Genomic DNA, 20,890 nt, shown 5'->3' with positions numbered 1-20,890 from the left:
AGTGTTACGCAGTGGATTGAAGACTTCCCTCCTTTTGACACGCCAACAACCCCGGCATCTCCTTCGGGAGTTACCGGGGTTGTCCTAAACCGCTCAGGTTTAAAAGCATGGCCCTCGAGTTATGATCACAACGTTATCGTAAGAAATATTGGATCTTATGTCAATAACTTTTTTGGGAGCATTTATTTTCTATTTTTATGTTTACAAAAGCACGTCCGGGGATTTAAACTATTCGCAGATTCACAATATAAGGGCTATGTATCCCGGGACACTTACGTGTTTTCTAGGACAACCCCGTCTCTTCTGAGGCGGGGTTATTTGTATTATGCAGTCGAATTGGGAGAAGAGAGGCGGTTGATGATCGTTGAGTACCCATTCTGTCATTGAATGTTTGGAAGGCATTCAGGCGTCGCGGCTGGGCAATATCCGCAACATTTATGTGTACCTCCCGCCCGGTTACCATGAGCAGGCAGTTCGGCATTATCCGGTTCTGTACGTTCATGCGGGGCAGCGGGCTTTTGGTCCATCAGGGCCAGGCAATGAAACATGGAATATGGACCAGGCAGCAGACGGTCTTATTTCCTCCGGGCAGATTGAATCACTGATTATTGTCGGCATTACGCATGTTCGTCCAGTCACGCACAACGAATTCTACCACTTCATTGCTCCGGAGGGAGAGGCCGTGAGTGTGGGGTGTTCAGGGATCGCCTATGAGCATTTCATCATTCATGAGCTCAAGCCGATCATTGATCATCGTTACCGGACGTTGCCGGACAATCAGAATACCGGGCTGTTAGGTTCATCTGCCGCGGCGCTTTGTACATTGCACATGGGGATGCGAAATCCGGATGTTTTCGGAAAACTGATCATGATGTCGCCATTTTATGTGGATGTGCAGCTGGACGAAACATCGGAGAGCGGGCTGTTGGAAGAAGACATGTATCGCTTGCCAGAGGAGGTACCCGCCGTTCGAATATGGATGGATATTGGAGATACGGAAGGTCTGTTTCTGCCTTCTCAGGTCAGAAGGGTAGCTCATCAATTACTTGAACGCGGAGTCAGATCGGGTGAGGAATTGGCATTTCTGGAACAGCCGGGTGCCTGTCATCAGGAAGGTGACTGGGGAGCGCGCATTCACCTCCCGTTACTGTATATGTTCGGCCACGTGGGTAAGCCCTCCTCGCTCGAACTGCTTGGAAGGGATGTCATCGGACTACAGGGTGGAATGACTGTGTGTATCAATGCACAAATGCACTACGAGAGTGGATTGGTTCAGAGTCTGCTGCATGGGAATTATACTTCGAGTGACCCGAATGTACTTCAGGTTCATGCGAGTGGAGAGTTGGTTCCTGTCGGTATTGGAAGTGCATCCATCACGCTGACTGTGGGGGAACTGTCTGCTACACGCATCTACACTGTCGTTCCTGAATTGTCCACTCATGTGGAGGTCTGCATTCATGCAGAGGTAGCTCCCGAAGAAGACTCGGAGGAAACGATATATGGTGGCATGGGCATGAAGCTTGTTCGTTCTGGTAAAGGTCGATATGAAGGTAGTTACCGAGTCCCGCGTGATAGTGGGTTCTCCTTCCGGTTTACACGTGGTTTCCGCCGTTTCGAGACCGATGTGGATGGCAAACCTATTGCCAATCGGGTATTTCGAGCGACAGATGACATGTCTGAGCATTACCTAATCCAATCCTGGGGCAGTACGTCAGCCAAAACGGGAACAGGAGGCCCAAAGTGATCATTCCTTCATTCGCTCCAGTGCTGGACATTCCTTATTATTATCCCTGCAATTTTCCTCTGATTCATGAAGTGCTCCATCGACAAGGATCCATCACAAGTCTAGCACTGCTGGCAGCAAGTCGGTTGTACAGCCTTCCTTCGTGCGGGGATAACGGACTGGTGAAGCCTTATTTTCACAAACTGGATTATGTAGAGCCCATCTGGGAGATGTATGGTCAGCGACAGCTGGACAGCTTCGAGGAAGGCAAGACGCAGATCAGGCAGTATATTGGCGAAGGTGGACTTTTTTTGGCTACAGGAACCAGTTATCATCTGCCTTACTGTGAGGATTATCAGAATCCCGAGTACATTCGCAAACACGTGAAGCAAGGTTCCCGACTGCATCTGGTAGACCATTGGATTGCCGTATATGGTTTGGAAGATGAGCATGTTCACGTCTACGATCCCGTGCCCTCCAAGTATAAGGGAAAGGTTGATCAAAGGGCCTTTCATGACTTCTGGAAAGGTAACCAAAGCATACCCGAGCTTGCGCAGGCCAAACGCAAAGAAGAACTCCGAACGTATGGAACCATGGACATTCGGGCGACTGTGAAGCTGGACTCTGACGGTTACCGAGACATGTTGATCCAGGCGTTAACAACGCAGATTGAAGAATTTCTGACAGGCCGGACGATTACACAAGAAGAGCGCAATTATTATTTTGGACATGCGGTATCGCTACAACTGTTACATGCACTGCGTGGGGCGAATGAAGGGGATCAGGCCAATGAAATGTTAATATCGGGTCTGCTGTTTGATATGCGATGGAGTCGATATTTTCTTCGAGATCTTCTTCAGGAGTCTGCCTTATGGCTAGGTTCTCCACTTGATCAATATGCGAGAGAATTCAGCGAGATCATTGTACGTTGGGAGAAGGCCTACAATATGCTTCAGGTCAGTCGGATAAAGCAGCGTGAGCAGTGGAAAGTACAGCTAACAGGTGTAATTAAAATGTTGGTCACCGATGAATGGCAGTGGTATGAGTCACTTCGACAGTCCATACCTCAGGAAGATTGCTTCCCGCGTCAGGCTATGTCGATGATTGGACAAGAACACAGGGAGGATTTGCTCCGTATCGTATTGGATAGTTGCCGGGAGTTAAACGCGTACCATAATACAACGATTCCACTTGGTGAGGGTGGTAACGCTCCACTGTACGGACGAAGTGGGCAACTGGATTCGCTGGAACTCGTGTCATTGCTTGCAGTAGTAGAGCAGGGAATCGAAGATCGATGGGGGACGGGGATGGGAGCCGCACTGGCGGAGATGGCTGCTGCTTCCATGCCGGAAAGCCCATATCAGACCGTGGCCTCACTTGTTGATTATCTCGCACAGCAATGGGCGCCTGCCGGTAAGGAGGATGCAAGATGTTGAACCAATTCTTGCTTGAACGATTCGCGGAACAGGGACAGCAACCTGCGCTGATCTGGAAAGATCAGGAGTACAGCTATCGGTGGCTGCTGGAACAGGTTGGCATCATGAGTAAGTGGATTACAGCAGAAGGGCTGACTGGGCAACTTGTAACGCTGGAGGAAGATTATTCCCCCTATGCAGCGGCAGCATTGGTTGCTTTGCTCGGACAAGGGTGTATCGTGCTCCCCATGGATCGGAACCTGGTTGGAGCCAAACGAGAGGAATATATCCAGCTGGCACAGGTAAAGTGGCGTTTGGGCGTTGAAGAAGGCAAGTTGTGCATTCGGCAAACATGTGAATTATCTGGAGAGGTTCCTGTGTTGTTATCCTCGCTGGCACAGGAGGGCGTAGGCGGACTGGTACTCTTTTCATCTGGATCAACCGGAGTGAGTAAAGCGACTGTGCATCGTGCAGATCGGCTGTTACATCATTTTCGGCGGCAGGTTCGGCCTTTGCGAACGATTCCATTCATGATGTTTGATCATATCGGCGGTGTGAATACCATGCTGCAATCCCTGTCCAGTGGGGGCTGTCTCTGTATCATTGCGGATCGATCTCCCGAAGAAGTGTGCCGAACGATTGAGAAGTTTCGTGTGCAGGCGCTGCCTGTCTCCCCAACATTCATGAATCTGTTGCTGCTGGGTAGAAATGATGAGGGGTATGATCTGTCGAGTCTCGAAGTTGTGTCATACGGATCGGAAGTGATGCCTGAATCCGTACTGGCAGCCTGGAACCGGAGATATCCACAACTAAGGACGATACAAGCCTATGGCATGTCTGAACTTGGCATTCTGCCAACCCGCTCCAAAGAGCCAGGCTCGTTGCTGTTTTCCATTCAAGACGAAGGGGTCAAGTACCGGGTGGTGGAAGGAGAATTGCAGATTCATACAGCAACAGCGATGATTGGATATCTGAATGCACCTTCACCTTTTACAGAGGACGGGTGGCTACGTACTGGCGATGAAGCTGTGCTGGAGCAGGGGTACATTCGTATTCTGGGACGTCGTTCCGAGATCATTAACGTAGGGGGACGGAAAGTGTATCCTGCCGAGGTCGAGGGTGTTCTGGAAGAGATGGAATGTATTGAAGCGGCCGTAGTTTCGGGAGAACAGAGTGGTATCACGGGTCAGAGGGTGAAGGTGACGATCCGGTTGGCTACAGAATGTACTCTCACCGATCTGAGGCGATCCATCTGGGAATATTGTCAGGACAAGCTGCCTTCATACAAGATTCCGCAGAAAATCGTAATTACACAGGGAGCGCTCGTAAGTTCAAGAATGAAGAAAATACGAAAACCGATGACTTCGATACCCTTCGCCTCGGCTGGGAAATAGGTCGCTGCCATCAATGAGTATCAGGAGGTAGAGTAGAGTGGTGAACTTTAACCTATCTGGAAACACAAAAGGGAACAGAAAAGGTGCTGCCTCGAAGGGTTTCACCTTGCTTGAATTGCTATCGCTAACGAACCTCAGCAATGTTATTGCGTTGAAAATACGGCTTCTGGTCTCGAAAATCGACGTATTGGACAAAATAAGATCTCTCTGATTCGTTAGGCATTTAACCCGCGTATAATGAAGCGAATAAGGTGTGCTGGGTTCGTTAGAATATGACGTATAAGATACAGAAGAGGCTGTCCTTGGTCTGATATGCTACCCATACAGTAACAGGATTTTATTATTTTACCTGTCTAATTTATGGGGAGTATATCACCTAGGGGACAGCCTATTTGAAGTTATTTTCCCTTGTTAGCTGTATTTATCTCAGGCCTCAGCTGGTTGTTTCACCTCAAGTTGCATCAGGGAGAATCCGTAGGCTTCCAGATCGAGGGTCAGTTTGTTTTGCCGAGCTTCCACGGCGTTTAATGTGAACAGATTTCGCCAGACGTTACGATCTGCCAAAGGAAGTTCAAGGGTACACGGCTCATCACCCGCATTCAGCACAAGAAGCATGCGCTCTCCCGTATGCGAATCCAATCGTTCGATGGCAAGACAAGGGTCTCCGGCTTTTGCATATACAATCTTCAGTTCTGTGCTGCGCAGGGCAGGGTGCTCTTTACGAAGTGTAATGGTACGGGTGAAGAATTCCAGAAGCTCGCGATTCTGCTTGGTCTCATCCCACTCCATACACTTGCGGCAACCCGGATCATATCCCCCGTCAAGACCCACTTCGTCTCCATAATAGATACATGGGACACCTGGATACGTAAGCAGCAACGTAACGGCAAGTTTCATCTTGCGCTCGTCTCCATCACATAAGGTCAGCAGTCTGGGTGTATCATGACTTCCGAGCAGATTGAAGGACGCTTCGGTCACGGGCTGTGAATAGGCTGCGAGCAGTTTGCCGATCTCATTGGCAAATGCGAGTCCGTCGAGCTTACCGTGCACCGTATAGTCCAATACCGAATTGGTAAACGGATAATTCATCACGGCATCGAACTGGTCTCCCTGAAGCCACATGAGCGAATCATGCCAGATCTCACCGAGCAGATAGGCGTCAGGTTTAATGGCTTTTACCGTCTGACGGAATTCGCGCCAGAACTGATGATCCACCTCATTCGCCACATCAAGCCTCCAGCCGTCAATGTCCATCTCCTCAATCCAGAAACGTCCTACCTCCAGCAAGTATGCCTTCACTTCAGGGTGTTCCGTGTTCAGTTTCGGCATGAGCGGTTCAAAGGCAAAGGTGTCATAAGTCGGTATACCATCCTCCACACGTGGCGGCCAATCTTTGATATAGAACCAATCTGCGTAGGGAGAGGCAGCTCCATTCTTCATGACATCGACAAAAGGAGGGAACTCTCTGCCGGAATGGTTGAACACCGCATCCAGAACGACACGTATGCCGCGCTGATGACAGGCATCCACGAACGCCTTGAACTGTTCATTGGTTCCAAAGTGAGGATCAACCTTCATGTAATCGCCTGTATTGTATTTGTGATTCGTAGTGGCCTCGAACAGCGGACAGAAATAAATGGCATTGATGCCGAGCTGACTTATATGATCCAGATGATCCAGCACACCTTGGAGGTCGCCGCCGAAGAAGTTCACCGGCGTGGGTTCCCCTCCCCAGGGTTCAGCATTTTTGGGACTGAGGGATGGATCACCATTGGCATAACGTTCAGGGAAAATCTGATAAAACACAGCGTCCTTAACCCAGGCAGGCGGTTCAAAAATGTCGACCGGATTCATAAATGGAAAATCAAAGAATTCAAGTGGATGATCAGGCAGCGCCTGCTCGAATCCGCGCTCCGTCATCCAGACCGATTCCTCTCCCTGAATCAATTGGAAACCATACCGTAATCTGCGATAGGGAGGTGAAGTCTCGGCTTCCCAATAATCGAACATTTCATCCCGGGCAAAGATGTGCATAGGGGTGTGCGTGATCGTCCGATCCCAAGCATATTTGTCTCCGGTAATGGCAATCACCGCATCTAGGTCCCCGCGTTTGGACCGAAGTCGCAGGTGCATGGTCGAGCGGTCATAAGCATAGGACCAATTGAGTTTTGGGCGATGGTAAACGGCTTCAAGAATCATGTAAATCACTCCTCGTCAGATGATGATATTCAGATCAATGCGGCCATTAAACGCAAAAAAGGCACAACCTCTATTGTTCACGAGGTTGTACCTTTCGGCAGCATAGCCTTTTGATTATAGTGCTATTATACGAACTAACTCAGCAAAAGAAAACACTTTTTTTCCTTAAATTTCAAAATTGTTTAAAACGGATAAAGCGATGATTCCATTCACACGGTGAACGCCGGAATAGTGCATTCTGACGTTATACATGTGTGGCTGTTTTACATTTGGTAGCCCAGTTTTTCGCCGTAGGCTGTGATTTCAGCATGATATTGTTGAATGCTTTTGATCCCTGATGCAATCTTGTCATTACCTTGTTTAAGGAGTTTGCTGTTTACTTTCGTTTTGGCAACAGACTTTTTGAACAATTGATATCCTTCAAGCTGAGCATAGCTGCCTTTAACCAATTTGGCATGGATTTTTTTCAGTTCAGCATTCTCCGGTTTGATCTGTTTCAGCATGGAAACATACTTGGTGTAGTTAGGGATTGCTGTATTGTTCAGTTTGAGATAGAAGGATTTGCGATTGGAAGATGTAATGTATGTATTACCACCCACTGCATCCATTGCTTTCTTCTCGTATACCGCTGGATCAGTCAATGCATCCAGGTAGTTCAGGAAATCTTCTTCTTCGGCTGTAAGTTCCGTTTCTTCTTCTGACGTGTCAACTTCATAGTATTCGTCTTCCGAATATGTATTGGTTGAGTCATCCGCAGCAGCGGCATAGGACCCTACAGGTGCGAACACCCCGCCGAGCAAAACAAAACTCATAATGATTGATAGTACCCAAGATTTCTTCACGTGCTAATTTCCCCTATCTATAGATGTGATTTTATTCCAATGGATAATCTAACATAGTGCTACAAGAAATTACAGGAATTGTTTTACAGTAATTTCATCAGTCAAACGCATATGAATGAATAATGATTCACCCGCAAAAAGAACATGTATTAGATGAAGCTAGAAGTTAGAAGAGAAATGTGCATCTTAAGTTACAGAGAAAAAAATTACATATATGGTTTATGTAGAGGCGTATTGTATCGATATATATTGTATTAGTTTAGTTAATATATCTTTATTTAATGTTGTTTTATGAAGTTAAAGAGTTCGACAGGGAGTGAGAAGTTTTTCCAAATAAAATGCTTGTATAATGATTTCATCTCCATTACAATTCAATTGATAATGAGATTCAATATCATTTATAGGGAAAAGGGCAGAGGGGTTACATCACATTGTGGCTGTTCACAACAAGTCCATCTACGCAGAAGGTAAACCGGAAGATATTGTTACACAGGACATGGTCCGTAAAGTCTTCCAGATGGAGTGTGAGATTGCGGTTGATCCACTGTTCGGCACACCAACCTGTATCCCGCATGGAAGGGGAAGGAAGCTGAATGGAGAACAGCGTTACACTCAGCTGGCTTGAGGGTCAGGAGATGCAGACTTTGGCTGCGGAATATATCGGCTGCTGAAGTTCCCGAGGATTATTGCCTGACCTGTCTCAATTTAAACCATTAAGTATTTCGTACGTGCTCCAAGATGACTTCAATAATGATTCAACGAATGATTCAAGCTATATCCTTATTTTTCAATCCTCCACGTCAACTCTTCTACATTCAATGTAGATAACAGGAACAGGCAAGCTCTTGGTTTCATCCTGATCCAGATCTTGCCCCGTTTGTTGTACCTGTTAATTCGATGTAACAAAACCACGCCGACATAAACCCAAGTCAAAACGAATTTTATTTTTTTTCCTTAAAAGTTTATTATTGACAATAAAGAACGAATTGCCATAAAATAGATTTTATATGATATTGATAATCATTATCAATATTTAATTACAAAAAAAATTGATGAAGTATGAGCAATATAAGTTGAATTAATCATTTAACATGCAACGGAGAGGACAGAAAAACCTGAAAAAGCGAAGCTAAAAGCTTTCTGCAAGAAAGCTGCATCGTAAGCATAAGCTGCGCCTACAAGCTTTCTAAAAGAAAGCTGGCATCCAAAGCATACGCTATCCCCGGATTTTTCCCTTGAGAAAAGGGATTCAAAAAAATCTGGGGATAACAGCGATCGGAAGATGGTTCTGACCGCGCAGTGATTTCGTGTAAAAACAGTATTCAACTTATATTAGGAGCGAGTACCTTCATTCGATCGGGGAGGATTTTCAGTGTTTCCGAAAGGGATTCATAATCTGCAAAACCGACTCATTATAAGCAAAGCGAGAGAAATGGGAATCACCTGTGAGCCACTTCTTGAGGGGTGCGAAGATTTTCTGAAGCTGTCTGTAGGGGACAAAGAGATCATCATTAACAAAACCAGATCTCATCGTCTGCCGTTAATCGCTGGACTGCTCGCGAAGAACAAGCAGGCATGTAATATGTTGTTGCATGAACAGGGAATGCCTGTGCCATCATTTATCGTAATCCCAGAGATGGGAAGCGAGGCAGCAGATTTTCTGAAAAGGCATGGCTCCATTGTAGTGAAACCGCTGGATGCGAGCAGCAGCATGGGTGTGACGCTGGATGTGCGTACCCCAGATGAACTGGAGGCAGCCATTCAACTTGCGAGTGTCCACGGCAGCAGCATTATGTTACAGCAATATGTGACCGGGATCGATTACAGAGTGCTGATCATTAACGGTGAAGTGGCGGCTGTGAATGAGTATCGGCCTGTCTATGTCGAGGGAGACGGAACTTCAACCGTTCGGGCGTTAATTGAGCAGTTGAATCAGGAACGAATCGAGATGACACCCATTGGCGAGTATGAAGCGTTTCCCGAGGTTAATGCAGAAACGGAACGACTGCTGGAGGTATTGCGTGCACAAGGGACAACTCTGGATAAAGTTCCTGCCGCCGGAAAAGAAATCGAGTTATATGATCTCCGTAACTCAGCCGCCGGAAAAATCAGTGAATTCTACAAGGATTGTACCGAAATCATTCATCCCGAGAATGCGCGAATGATCATTCAAGCGGCCAAAACTCTTCAGATTGATGTAGCAGGGGTCGATGTTCGTTGTCGTGATATCCGCACGCCGATCTCCGGAGAACAGGGGGGCATTCTGGAAGTGAACGCTTTGCCGGATCTGACACACCACGTCTTTCCCCATGGTGGAACAACTCGTGATGTGGTTCGGTTATACCTGGAATACCTGTATCAGGAGCAACTTGATTATAAGATGAATAACGTATAACAACGTATAGATGACAATGTATAACGGATAACAGATGACGGATACCATCATTTATAATTCGGACCTTATCAAGATTTTGAACCAGTACCATGTCACATACAAATGTAGAACAAGAACCACAGGCATCAGCTTCAGCCTGAATCGATTATAAGGAGCGTTATAGGGCTATGTCAGTAGAGGTGCAGACGGAATATCTGAAGATGCAAAATGAGAAGGAATCCAATGCAAGATCGTACCCCAGACATTTCCCGCTTGTCATTAGCAAGGCCCATGGGGTGAAGATTACCGATACGGAAGGCCGTGTATTCTACGACTGCCTGGCTGGTGCAGGAACATTGGCGTTGGGACATAACCATGACACGGTGGTCAATGCCATTCGCGATGTTCTGGATCGGCAGATTCCGCTTCATACACTGGATTTGGCAACGCCGCTGAAGCTTGCATATATGCAAGAACTGTTTTCCATTCTTCCGGCAGAGATGCGAGACAAGGCCAAAATCCAGTTCTGTGGTCCAACCGGAGCGGATGCAGTAGAAGCAGCCATTAAGCTGGTCAAACATGCAACAGGTGGCAAGTCCATTCTTGCCTTTCAGGGAGGTTATCACGGTTCGACCCAAGCAACGATGTCCATGAGTGGCAACCTGAGCAAGAAACAACATCTGCAAAGCCTGCTGCCGGATGTGCATTTCCTGCCGTTTCCTTATGAATACCGCTGCCCATTTGGTGTTGGTGAAGGCATGACGGCCCAATTAAGCGCACAGTATATTGAAAATTTGCTCGATGATTGCGAGAGCGGTATTGCCGCACCGTGTGGGGTCATTGTGGAGACGGTGCAGGGGGAAGGCGGGGCGATTCCGGCAGACATTGAATGGCTGAAGGAGCTGCGCCGAATCACGGCAGAGCGAAGCATTCCGCTCATTATCGACGAAGTGCAGACAGGCATTGGACGGACAGGCCGGATGTTTTCATTTGAACATGCCGGGATTGTACCCGATGTAATCATCTGCTCCAAAGCAGTTGGCGGAAGTCTGCCCATGTCTGTTGTCATTTACAAAGAAGAACTGGATCAATGGCAACCTGGTGCACACACAGGTACGTTCCGTGGCAATCAGCTGGCCATGGCAGCGGGACTTGCTACACTTCGTTATATTCGGGAACAGGATGTTCTACACAACGTGCATCTGCGCAGTGAGCAGTTCATGAATCAACTGAATGCATTGAAAGAGCGGTATGCAGAGATTGGTGACGTGCGAGGCAGAGGACTGATGATCGGCGTTGAAGTGGTGGATCCAACAGGACGCAAGGATCGTCTGGGACATTATTTGCCTAATGGTGCGCTGGCTGAGTCTATTCAGCGTGAATGTTTCAAGAATGGATTAATTGTGGAACTGGGCGGGCGTCATTCAGCTGTTGTTCGTTTTCTGCCGCCGCTGAATATTACGGAGCAAGAAACGGGCGCAATCCTTGCGATCTTTGAGAAATCGGTAGCTGAAGCGATTGCCTTAGCAACGGCTGCATGTTGAAGCTATCCCTGATGAAAAGGCATGCAGTATTACTCGCGATTCTGATCGGTGCTTTTTCGCTGGTGCTGACCAACAGTGCATTTAACCTGCTGCTGCCTTATTTTGTGCAATACTATCAGATCTCTACGACAGCAGGCGGGTGGATTATCGCGCTGTACATGCTGGCTATGACGTTAACGATGCCGCTGGCTTCCCTGATTGTGGACCGACTGGGGCGTAAGCAGACGTATATGTTGGGGATCAGTATCTATGGACTGTTCTCGGTAGCAGGTGCGTTGTTTTATCACTCTATTGAGGTAATGTTGCTGGTTCGTTTCATGCATGGCGTTGCCGCGGGGCTGATGATTCCGTTATCACTTGTGTTGCTGTTTGATGTATACGGACCGGAGGTACGAGGGCGAATTACCGGAGCGTGGGGCTTGCTGCTTATGTTGGCTCCGGCTGCCGGGCCTACGCTGGGTGGATTCATCATTCAGTATGGACGGCTCGAAATGCTGTTCTGGATCAATGTGCCACTGGCTATATTCTCGTTGATTGGCTGCGGTCGAGTCATTCAGACCTATATCCCTGCCCGCAGGAAAAAATGGCATCCAACCAGTGTCATGCTGCTAATCTGCGCGGTAGGTGCCCTTAGTCTGGGGGTACAGTTGTACGCAAGTCCTGTCGTGGCAGTATGGGTACCATGGATGCTGATTGCGCTCGGTGTGTTGCTGCTCATTCGTTTTGTCCAGACCGAGAACGGTCGCAAGGAACCACTGATCCGGTACCAGTTGCTGCGGCGTAATGCCGTCTTTCCACTGACCGTATTGATCTCGACCATTCAGGATTGTGTCATGTTTGGCGTGATCTTTGCATTACCGTTATTGTTCCAGGACGTCTTCCACCTGTCACCTGCCCTATCCGGTGCATTGTTTATTCCCTTGTCGATCTGTACAAGTCTATTCATGTGGATTGGCGGCAGCTTGATGGATCGCGGTCGGTCCATGCATTTTATCGCATGGGGCACGTTGCTGGTGTCGATATCGATCTTGTCGTTTGCTGTTCTGCCCCTGGGAGCGTCAATCTGGATCATCGGAATGCTCATGGCGTGCCGGGGAATTGGCGTTGGTCTGTCAGGCATGAGCATCTCTGCGATTGGTCTGCAAGCATTACCGGACGAAGACATGCACGAAGGCTCGGTGTTATCAACCACGATTGAGCGTCTGGCTTCTTCGTTTGCGGTGATGGGCTTGACCCTGTATTACGATATGCGTTGGCAATGGCTTGCCGGGGCAGGAAAGTCCATGGAGATGGCAAAATGGGGAGCGCTCAAAGAAATCTGTATCGGACTTGGCTGCGCCATACTGCTTACACTTCCCCTGGTCCTACTTATAACCCGAAAGAAGGTTGGCATCATTGTTCGAGATGGAAAACAAGCTCCGGTCTGAAGCTGAGCAGCAGGCCCATGAACATTCGTGCAAACTGCTGCTGAACTGTTACATCCGTGAGCTTGCGCTAGAGAAGGAAAGCGATATTCGGATTAATCCAAATACGCTGACGTACGCTGTTAATTTTCAAGCCAGTAGGGTGAAGGTGACAGGACACTTGTCTTATTACTCTGCCATAGGGGAGCATGAATACCTCAGCATGGAATCTGGCGGGGAAGGGGTGCATTATGGTGACCTGGTTCGTTGGATCACATCTGAGCTAAGTGGAAATGGGGAACAGGGAGCGAGTTTGGATCAATATGGAATGAAGAAAAGTGTGATGGAAATGAAGCGTTCACTTGAGCTGGAGAATGTACATCCATTGGATGAGAATACGAATCGTGTAGAGCTGGCATATGCCAGAGATTTTGCACAAAAGGTAGATAACAGTGTGGGCAACCTCACGTTGTATATCGAACAAGCGGCTGGTCTCGACATCCACGACTATCGCACATCGGAACAGTCACTGTTGTATGGTCATCCGTTTCACCCTTTCCCGAAGAATTCCAAAGGCTTCAGCGAGGATGATGTGCAGAAGTACAGTCCGGAGTTACGGACATCATTTCAACTCTGTTATATCGCCGTGAGGCAGGATGTCTACGTGCAGGAATGGGTCGATGACGAGGCGGCAATGGATTTGCAAGACTTACTGTGGAGCCATGTGGAGCCTATTTTAAAAGAAAAGAGTGAAATGTATGGGCTGCTGCCTGTCCATCCATGGCAATACGCATACATATCACGATTGTCCGAGGTGCAGCACTATATTCGAGATGAAAAAATAATTCTGCTTGGCAGTGTGGGACCAACCGTCTATCCAACCTCTTCGGTCCGTACAGTTTATGTTCCCGAATGGAACTGCAATATTAAGCTGTCACTGAACATGCAGATCACCAACATGATTCGCACCAACAGTGCTGAGCAGATGCGCAGAACACTGGATGCCTCCAAGTACGTCAGGCAGCATGACTGCTTCGGTGCTGATGAACCGAACACGCATATTGCGTATGAGACAGGTGTAGCGACTTGTGCTTTTGAAGATGAAGAGTTAACCAGTCTGTTTACGATAGCTTATCGGCCCATTGAGTTTGATGTTGAGAATACGTATGTCTTATCCAGTCTGGTTGAAGCACCGCTTCCCAGGATGCGGTCAAGACTGATGACGATGCTGGGTGGTGGACGTGACATAGCGGAATGCTGGCTGGATCGTTATCTGGCATGTTCTCTGCTGCCGATTGTACGGGCTGCGGGAGAGAAAGGCATTCACTTTGAAGCTCATTTGCAGAATACTCTTGTGACATTGAAGGATGGGATGCCTGTGGCTTTTATCGTCCGCGATCTGGAAGGGGTCAGTGTGGATGAGGAACTTATAAGTGAGCAGGATCGTGCAGCGTCCGATTTACTATTTTATTCGCGAGAGAAAGCCTGGGCGCGGACATCGTACTATTTTATCGTCAATCATCTGGGGTCTTTGATTCATGCCATGGCGCGAGATGTGAACGTCCCGGAGGAGCATTTCTGGAAGCAGGTACGTGGGGTACTTGTGGAGGAACTGGAACGAACGGGCAATGCATATGTGCAACATCTGCTGACGGCGGACGCATTTCTAGCCAAACAAAATCTGGTGAGTTGTCTAAGGGGTATCAGCCAGAACCCGGCTTACGTGCCGGTGAGCAATGTAATGAAACGAATGGGGAGTGAAGTGCGTGGGAGTCGTGGGATACAGGGCTGAAGCAGGAGGCAGGACAGAAGCAGTATACGTGGATGTACAGGAACGGATTATGCGGCAGACGTTGGAGGCGATGTGGTTCGAGGGCATTTTGGACAGTGTTGTGAGTGGAAGCGAATGGCGGACCGAGGGACTTACATCTTCCGGCGATTCTGTTGCGTACACGTGTGAAGCGGAGCGGAAGTTTTCATTTGGCCGGGTGAAGGTGAAGAAGGGTTCGATTCAAAGAGAGGGCGTACCGTGCACCGATCTGGATCTTTTTTTGGAAGAAATTGTGCTGAACGCGTTGAAGGGTGCAAATGTCACGGCTTTTATCCAGGAACTGCTCGAAACGATGGCAAAGGATAGTCAGTGCCGGGCGATATTACCCTTGAACATTCCGAGTGAGGATCGGCATTATGATGCGCTCGAAAGTCACATGACCGACGGTCATCTGTACCACCCGAGTTATAAGTCGAGGCTGGGATTTTCTTTGAAAGACAATCTGGCCTATGGCCCTGAATTTAACTCGGAGGTTTCATTAGTCTGGGTTGCTGTGAAAAAAGAATTTGCTCAGACCGCTGTATCCGCAGGGTATAGCTCTGAAGAATTGGTGAGGCAACATCTTACCGCTGAGGATATGCAGCGATTTCAACAGATCCTGCAACAACAAGGTCGTACGGACATGGGTGAAGTGGTACACGCACATGCGGCGAGTGTAGATCAGTTGGGGAGCAGTGCCGAAGTTCGTGAGAGCGTTGGAGAGACAATCCTAGCGAAGCTTCATGGGGCAGTTCGTGAAAAAGGCGAAACAGTCCGTAGCTCGGGTAGTGAAGACGGCAAGGATGCTAAAGGAATAGGTTCTGGCACTGATGAATCATATGTGTTCATTCCGGTTCATCCATGGCAGTGGGAGCACCAGTTGGAATCGGTATATGCTCGTCAACTGATGGATGGAGATATCGTGTATCTTGGTCCATCGTCTTCGCCCTATCGTGCACAGCAGTCGATCCGTTCGCTCTCGAATCGGGTGAACCTGGAAGCCCCTTACATCAAACTGGCCCTTAGCATCACCAACACATCGAGCACACGCATTCTGGCACAGCATACGACCCAGAACGCACCGCTGATCAGCGATTGGCTGGATGAACTTGTTCGTGAAGATGAACTGTTGCAGCGGGCGCAGTTTGGCATTTTAAAAGAAATCATGGGATTGTCGTTCCGTTATGAGCAGTTGCCTGCAACGCAGTATGGACGAGCCTACGGCACACTCGGTGCCATCTGGCGGGAGAATGTGACTGTTCACCTGAAGGAAGGCGAGACGGCGTGGCCGCTGAATGCGCTAATGTTGGTGCAGCCGGACGGTGTTCCATTTATCCAGGATGCTGTAGAACGACATGGTGTGGAAAAGTGGAGCGAGGCCCTTGTTCGCACAGTTACATTGCCGATTATCCATCTGCTCTATGCACACGGGATTGCGCTGGAATCTCATGCTCAGAATATCATTTTGGTACTGGAAGATGATCTGCCGAAACGAATCATGATCAAGGATCTGCATGATGGTGTTCGCTATGTACCTGATCAACTGTTACACCCGGAAAGGGCACCGAAGCTGAACCCGGAGCCGGAAACCCATCGTAAGTTCAATCGGTATTCATTCATCTATGCGGGAGATGTGTCGGAAGTCAGGGACTATACGTATGATGCATTCTTTTTTATCTGCATGACGGATATTGCGCTGGCTTTGGAGAAGTTTGGGTTGTCGGAGGAAGCGTTCTGGCAGATGTGCGCAGGTGTAATTGTGCATTACCAGAAGCAACACCCGCAGTACACGGAACGATTCGCTGCATTTGACCTTTTTGCCGAAGATGCACTGATCGAAGAGATGACCAAGCGCCGTCTGTATGGGGATGGAGAGTTATATTTCCGCAAGGCGAGCAATCCGCTCAAGATATCAAAGGATGCACTTGAATCAAAGAGAACGCCCGAATTAAAGGGAATCGTCGAATGAGGATTAACACGCTGAAGGAAAAAATTGCACGCAAACAGCCCGTATATGGCCTTTTTGTATCCATACCACACCCGGTGATCATTGAGATGATCGGACATGCGGAATATGATTTTGTCATTATTGACCTAGAACATGCCGCAACATCGATGGAATCGGTAGAGGATTTGGTTCGTGCGGCGGAACTGGTCGGCCTAACCCCGTTGGTTCGGATCTCGAAGGTGGAGCGAGCGGAGATTCTGAAAGTACTGGACTGCGGTGCCCAAGGCATCGTCATTCCGCATGTCGAGCAACTGGAGCAAGTGGAGGAAGCGGTTCGTCACGCCTACTATCATCCGGTTGGCATGCGTAGCTTGAATAGCGGTCGTCCCGGTGTATTCGGGAAATATCCACTCACCGGATACATTGAGGAAGCGAACCAACAGGTGATGGTTGTACCGATGATCGAAAGTGTGGAGGGCGTGCGGCAAAGTGCACAGATTCTGTCTCACCCTCAGGTGAGTTTTGTATTGGAAGGAGCGGCTGATCTGTCGCAATCCCTCGGCGTACCATGGCAGACGGAGCACCCGGATGTGAGACGTGTACTGGATGAATTGCATGCTACCGCTCAGCAGTGCGAAGTGCCTTATGCAACGGTCACCAGAGGTGTGGAGGATATGTCTCTCTGGGCTGAGCGGGGAGTACATATATACGTGCTTGGTGATGATCGGAATACTGCGTTTCGGGCGTATGCCCAAAAACGGACTGACTACAGGAATGCGGGTGGGCAGATATGAAACCTAGTGTATGGCATGCGATCGAGGAAATACAACGCGGAATGGAAGAACCGGTATGTGCATATGTCTACGATCTGGCTGGTATTCAGGAGCAAGTACGTCAGATGTTGGGCAGCATGCCTGGGAACACAGAATTGTTCTATGCTATCAAGGCGAATCCTGATCCGCGAATCATTGAGGCGTTGCTTCCATTTGTGAAGGGCTTTGAAGTGGCTTCGATTGGAGAGCTACTCAAGGTTAGAGCGGTAAGCCGAGAGGTTCCGATTCTGTTTGGAGGTCCGGGTAAAAAGGAGAGCGAGCTTCGTCTGGCGATCGAGCAGGGCGTGAGTTACATTCATGTGGAAAGTTTGCTGGAGCTGCGGCGCATCATTGCGATTGCGAAAGAGCGAGCGAAGGATCAAGAACATGAGCAAGAGCACGTGCAGGGGAGCAGGCAGAAGCAAGAATGGGAGCAGAAACCGGAGCAGAGATATACGCAAGCATACGGCGAGGAACTGATGCAAGAGCAGAAGCAAAAACAGGATCAAGGACAGAAGCAGGAACATGAGCCGAAACATGAGCCGAAACATAAACAACAACAGGAGCAAGCGCAGGAGGTTCGCATACTGCTCCGAATCAATCTGCGGAGCAGCACGTTACCTCGGACGAAGATTGTTATGGGCGGTGGGCCGAGTCCTTTTGGAATCGATGAAGAGGCGGTGGAAGAAGCCATTGAACTCATTCGTGTGGAAGGCGCCGGTGTGGTTCGGTTAAGCGGGTTCCATTTTCACTCCTTGTCCAACAATATGGATGCCAGGCTGCATGCCGAGATGATCGAGTTGTATTTGCAAAAGGTGGAGCAGTGGCAGCAGCAGTATGATCTACCTGTGGAAGTGGTGAATGCAGGAGGTGGATTCGGTGTCACGTATGATGGTAGCCCCGGATTCGACTGGCCTTTATTCACTTCGCTGCTAGAGCAAAGTGAAGCCAGACAACGTCTTGCCTCACGAGGAGGTCAGCTGTATTTTGAATCGGGTCGACTGCTGGTGGCAGACCATGGGTATTACGCGGCAGAGGTTACGGATATCAAAACCTCTCATGATCAGTATTTTGCCGTGTTAAGGGGAGGTACGCACCACAATCGTCTGCCTGCTTCATGGGGCCATAACCATCCGTTTCAGATTATGGCGACGGACCGTTGGAAGCATTCATTTGCCCGTCCAGAGGTAAGAGATCGTCGAGTCCATATTGTAGGTGAGCTATGCACACCCAAGGATCGCATGCATTCCGATGCGGAGGTAGCACTGCTGCGCGTGGGAGATATTGTTTTGTTTGAAAAGTCTGGAGCTTATTGCTGGACCATCTCGCATCATGATTTTCTGGGGCATCCGCACCCGGCATTCCATTATCTAACGGAGGACAATAATCATGTCAACACTGATGAAACGTTCCAGTCTGCAAGCCACTGAACGCCGGATTATGGCGGATCTGATGAATTCATTTTTATCGGAGCAATTACTCCCACTGGAGGATCACCCATTCATTGATTTTACCGCATCACCTGCACCGTTTCGTCGATTGTACAAGGGATATGACAGCGAAGGCCTGAAAGACAAGGGAAGAACAGCCTTAGCAACTTTAGTTAATGGGATCGAGACTGGCATCAGGGTGGACGAGCTAGCGGAAACAAATGATTCCAACAAGACAAGTGAGGTACAGAACAACGAGCATAATCATAATGTAGCGTCTCGCTATAGATTGCACACTCAAGGCGTGCTGTGTCTGGTTGAAACTGGAGTAAGACAGGGGACTCAGTGGGTTCAGGGTTCACCGATCTACGAGGAGAAAACGGATGGAAGCTGGGTTCTCCTTGATACTCCGGCAGAAGTTGGACGTGCGGTGTTACAGAGGGCTTTGTCGGATAAGGCCTATGCGCAGCCTGGGGTGGCGGAATTCCTGGTTAGTCTGGACATTGCTGTGGAGCAGTATGCTTTGGGCTGGGAACAAGTCCAGTATCTGTCCGCTAACGTCCCGACTTCTGCGTATGAATGGTTTATCAAAGGTGAACGTGTTGCGGCATTGCGGGATCGTCCATTTCACCCATCGTCCAAAGCCAAGGTGGGATTCAATGCAGAAGATGTAACACGGTATGCAGCAGAATTCGGGAAGGCGATTTCGCTGCGCTGGGTGGCTATACGGCTGGATGCCGTGCAGCAAGGGTGTGAAGATGGATTGTCCATTTTGGATGTGTTAGACGATGTTCAGCGCGGAGTGGTGGAAGCCGAGTTTGCCAAAAAAGGGATCACGTTAGACGAATATCTGCCGATGCCTGTACATCCGTGGCAATTGGAACATGTGATTCTCCCTTGCTTCACGGGAGAGATCGAAGAGGGTAGCATTATCGTATTGGACATAGAAGTGGGCGACGTACAGGCAACATCTTCTCTGCGCTCAATGGCTCCATCAACCGAATCTAATCTGATGTTCAAGCTACCGGTTAGTGTGCTGTCACTGGGGGCTGCTCGCTATCTTCCGGTGGTCAAACTTCTGAATGGTCTTGCTGGTGAACGGATGCTACGACAGGCCGTTGCTTGTGACGAGACGTTGAAGGACAAGGTGTATATGTGTGAAGAGCAGAACTGGTGGGGCTTCATGCCGGAATCCATGGGACTGTTTGATGATCATCCCCGGCATCTGGCTGCACAGATTCGTGTGTATCCCTCTGAGTTATTGGGTGAAGATTACAAAGTAATTCCAATGGCCGCATTGGGTGTGAATCTGGAAGGGCATCATCTATTAAAGGACATTCTGGGTGATGATCTGAGCAGCACGAATGTTCTCGACTTTTATACCAGCATAGCTACGACGTTTTATGATATCGTGATGCGCCTGTTCAAGGTGGGCGTTGTACCTGAGATTCATGGTCAGAACTGCTGTCTGGTGTTGAAGGATAATGAGGTAAAAGGTCTCTTGTTCCGCGATCATGATTCCGTGCGTTTGCATCAGCCTTATCTGGACAAACATGGTATTGCAGACCCTGCCTATCATATTCGTCCAGGCTACTCGAACAGCCTGTATAACGAGACGATTCAGAAGCTGATCTTCTATGTGCAGTCTTTGGGGACGCAGGTGAATCTGGCTGCGATCATGGAGGCACTGAGCGAAGTGTATCACATTCCCGAAACGAAGTTATGGGAGATCACGGAGCAGGCTTGGAAGGAAGCGCTGCAACATGTGCAGCTTCCCGAATCCGACCGGGCCGCGCTTGCTCATGCGATATTCGAGAGCAAGGAGTGGCCCGTGAAGTTAGTTGTCCGTCCGCTGCTTGAAGCGGATGGGGTGCCTGGCGCGATGCCATCGGGCAAAGGCATAGGCTGGAACCCTTTTTACAAGGGATAGAATGCAGAAGGTGGCCCGCTTGACGGGTTGCCTTTTCGTTTTTTTGGTAATGAAGGTTCAAATCGC

At 48.8% G+C, this 20,890-nt stretch carries 13 protein-coding genes and 1 pseudogene; 12 read left to right on the top strand and 2 right to left on the bottom strand.

The features are described from left to right. The first annotated feature begins 364 nt into the window (after positions 1-364). From J2Z28_RS08835 to J2Z28_RS08825, 3 genes are read left to right on the top strand one after another with little or no spacing between them, the layout of a single operon-like run. Entirely contained in the window at positions 365-1,744 is a 1,380-nt protein-coding gene (locus J2Z28_RS08835) for an alpha/beta hydrolase-fold protein (protein ID WP_211081977.1), read from the top strand. Next, positions 1,741-3,159: a cysteine peptidase family C39 domain-containing protein gene (locus J2Z28_RS08830; protein WP_211081976.1), complete on the top strand. Its 1,419-nt coding sequence runs from the start codon at positions 1,741-1,743 to the stop codon at positions 3,157-3,159. Before J2Z28_RS08835 ends, J2Z28_RS08830 begins: the two co-directional genes overlap by 4 nt. Beyond that, the gene (locus J2Z28_RS08825; RefSeq protein ID WP_211081975.1) at positions 3,153-4,532 is read left to right on the top strand and encodes an ANL family adenylate-forming protein; all 1,380 of its coding nucleotides are present in this window, start codon (positions 3,153-3,155) and stop codon (positions 4,530-4,532) included. Before J2Z28_RS08830 ends, J2Z28_RS08825 begins: the two co-directional genes overlap by 7 nt. A gap of 426 nt (positions 4,533-4,958) precedes the next feature. Here J2Z28_RS08825 and J2Z28_RS08820 read toward each other — a convergent pair whose 3' ends face one another. Together J2Z28_RS08820 and J2Z28_RS08815 are read right to left on the bottom strand one after the other, a co-directional pair. After that, positions 4,959-6,731, bottom strand: a complete 1,773-nt coding sequence (locus J2Z28_RS08820) for an alpha-glycosidase (RefSeq protein ID WP_211081974.1) — start codon at positions 6,729-6,731, stop codon at positions 4,959-4,961. A 263-nt stretch (positions 6,732-6,994) separates the two neighbouring features. Beyond that, positions 6,995-7,573 carry a hypothetical protein gene (locus tag J2Z28_RS08815; protein WP_211081973.1) on the bottom strand — a complete coding sequence of 193 codons (579 nt, stop codon included), beginning with the start codon at positions 7,571-7,573 and terminating at the stop codon, positions 6,995-6,997. Positions 7,574-7,997: 424 nt separating this feature from the next. Between J2Z28_RS08815 and J2Z28_RS08810 the strand changes: the two are divergent. The 9 genes and pseudogenes from J2Z28_RS08810 to J2Z28_RS08770 form a co-directional block, all read left to right on the top strand. Further along, a pseudogene (locus tag J2Z28_RS08810) lies at positions 7,998-8,198 on the top strand (cobalamin/Fe(3+)-siderophore ABC transporter ATP-binding protein); the annotation flags it as partial. Between the two features lie 747 nt (positions 8,199-8,945). After that, positions 8,946-9,968: an ATP-grasp domain-containing protein gene (locus J2Z28_RS08805; protein WP_211081972.1), complete on the top strand. Its 1,023-nt coding sequence runs from the start codon at positions 8,946-8,948 to the stop codon at positions 9,966-9,968. Between the two features lie 167 nt (positions 9,969-10,135). Next, positions 10,136-11,491 carry a diaminobutyrate--2-oxoglutarate transaminase gene (locus J2Z28_RS08800; RefSeq protein WP_211081971.1) on the top strand — a complete coding sequence of 452 codons (1,356 nt, stop codon included), beginning with the start codon at positions 10,136-10,138 and terminating at the stop codon, positions 11,489-11,491. 11 nt (positions 11,492-11,502) lie between these two features. Further along, the gene (locus J2Z28_RS08795) at positions 11,503-12,918 is read left to right on the top strand and encodes an MFS transporter (protein ID WP_211081970.1); all 1,416 of its coding nucleotides are present in this window, start codon (positions 11,503-11,505) and stop codon (positions 12,916-12,918) included. Then, on the top strand, positions 12,896-14,686 hold the full coding sequence (locus J2Z28_RS08790; protein ID WP_244988194.1) for an IucA/IucC family protein: 1,791 nt from the start codon (positions 12,896-12,898) through the stop codon (positions 14,684-14,686). The genes J2Z28_RS08795 and J2Z28_RS08790 overlap by 23 nt, the downstream gene beginning before the upstream one ends. Then, positions 14,661-16,673 carry an IucA/IucC family protein gene (locus tag J2Z28_RS08785; protein ID WP_211081968.1) on the top strand — a complete coding sequence of 671 codons (2,013 nt, stop codon included), beginning with the start codon at positions 14,661-14,663 and terminating at the stop codon, positions 16,671-16,673. The genes J2Z28_RS08790 and J2Z28_RS08785 overlap by 26 nt, the downstream gene beginning before the upstream one ends. Then, on the top strand, positions 16,670-17,446 hold the full coding sequence (locus J2Z28_RS08780; RefSeq protein ID WP_211081967.1) for an HpcH/HpaI aldolase family protein: 777 nt from the start codon (positions 16,670-16,672) through the stop codon (positions 17,444-17,446). The genes J2Z28_RS08785 and J2Z28_RS08780 overlap by 4 nt, the downstream gene beginning before the upstream one ends. Then, on the top strand, positions 17,443-18,894 hold the full coding sequence (locus J2Z28_RS08775; protein WP_211081966.1) for a type III PLP-dependent enzyme: 1,452 nt from the start codon (positions 17,443-17,445) through the stop codon (positions 18,892-18,894). The genes J2Z28_RS08780 and J2Z28_RS08775 overlap by 4 nt, the downstream gene beginning before the upstream one ends. Then, the gene (locus J2Z28_RS08770; RefSeq protein WP_244988182.1) at positions 18,854-20,824 is read left to right on the top strand and encodes an IucA/IucC family protein; all 1,971 of its coding nucleotides are present in this window, start codon (positions 18,854-18,856) and stop codon (positions 20,822-20,824) included. The genes J2Z28_RS08775 and J2Z28_RS08770 overlap by 41 nt, the downstream gene beginning before the upstream one ends. Positions 20,825-20,890 lie beyond the last annotated feature (66 nt).

The organism is Paenibacillus xylanexedens (assembly GCF_017874615.1).
GTDB lineage: Bacteria > Bacillota > Bacilli > Paenibacillales > Paenibacillaceae > Paenibacillus > Paenibacillus xylanexedens.
The sequence above is the reverse complement of the archived record's forward strand: the minus strand, read 5'-3'. Positions and strand labels throughout refer to the sequence as shown.

Bases quoted from the DNA above. Each gene is read 5' to 3' on its own strand.
- J2Z28_RS08795 (WP_211081970.1), top strand. From the start codon at position 11,503: ATGAAAAGGCATGCAGTATTACTCGCGATTCTGATCGGTGCTTTTTCG.
- J2Z28_RS08800 (WP_211081971.1), top strand. From the start codon at position 10,136: ATGTCAGTAGAGGTGCAGACGGAATATCTGAAGATGCAAAATGAGAAG.
- J2Z28_RS08775 (WP_211081966.1), top strand. From the start codon at position 17,443: ATGAAACCTAGTGTATGGCATGCGATCGAGGAAATACAACGCGGAATG.
- J2Z28_RS08790 (WP_244988194.1), top strand. From the start codon at position 12,896: ATGGAAAACAAGCTCCGGTCTGAAGCTGAGCAGCAGGCCCATGAACAT.
- J2Z28_RS08780 (WP_211081967.1), top strand. From the start codon at position 16,670: ATGAGGATTAACACGCTGAAGGAAAAAATTGCACGCAAACAGCCCGTA.
- J2Z28_RS08770 (WP_244988182.1), top strand. From the start codon at position 18,854: ATGTCAACACTGATGAAACGTTCCAGTCTGCAAGCCACTGAACGCCGG.
- J2Z28_RS08820 (WP_211081974.1), bottom strand. From the start codon at position 6,731: ATGATTCTTGAAGCCGTTTACCATCGCCCAAAACTCAATTGGTCCTAT.
- J2Z28_RS08825 (WP_211081975.1), top strand. From the start codon at position 3,153: ATGTTGAACCAATTCTTGCTTGAACGATTCGCGGAACAGGGACAGCAA.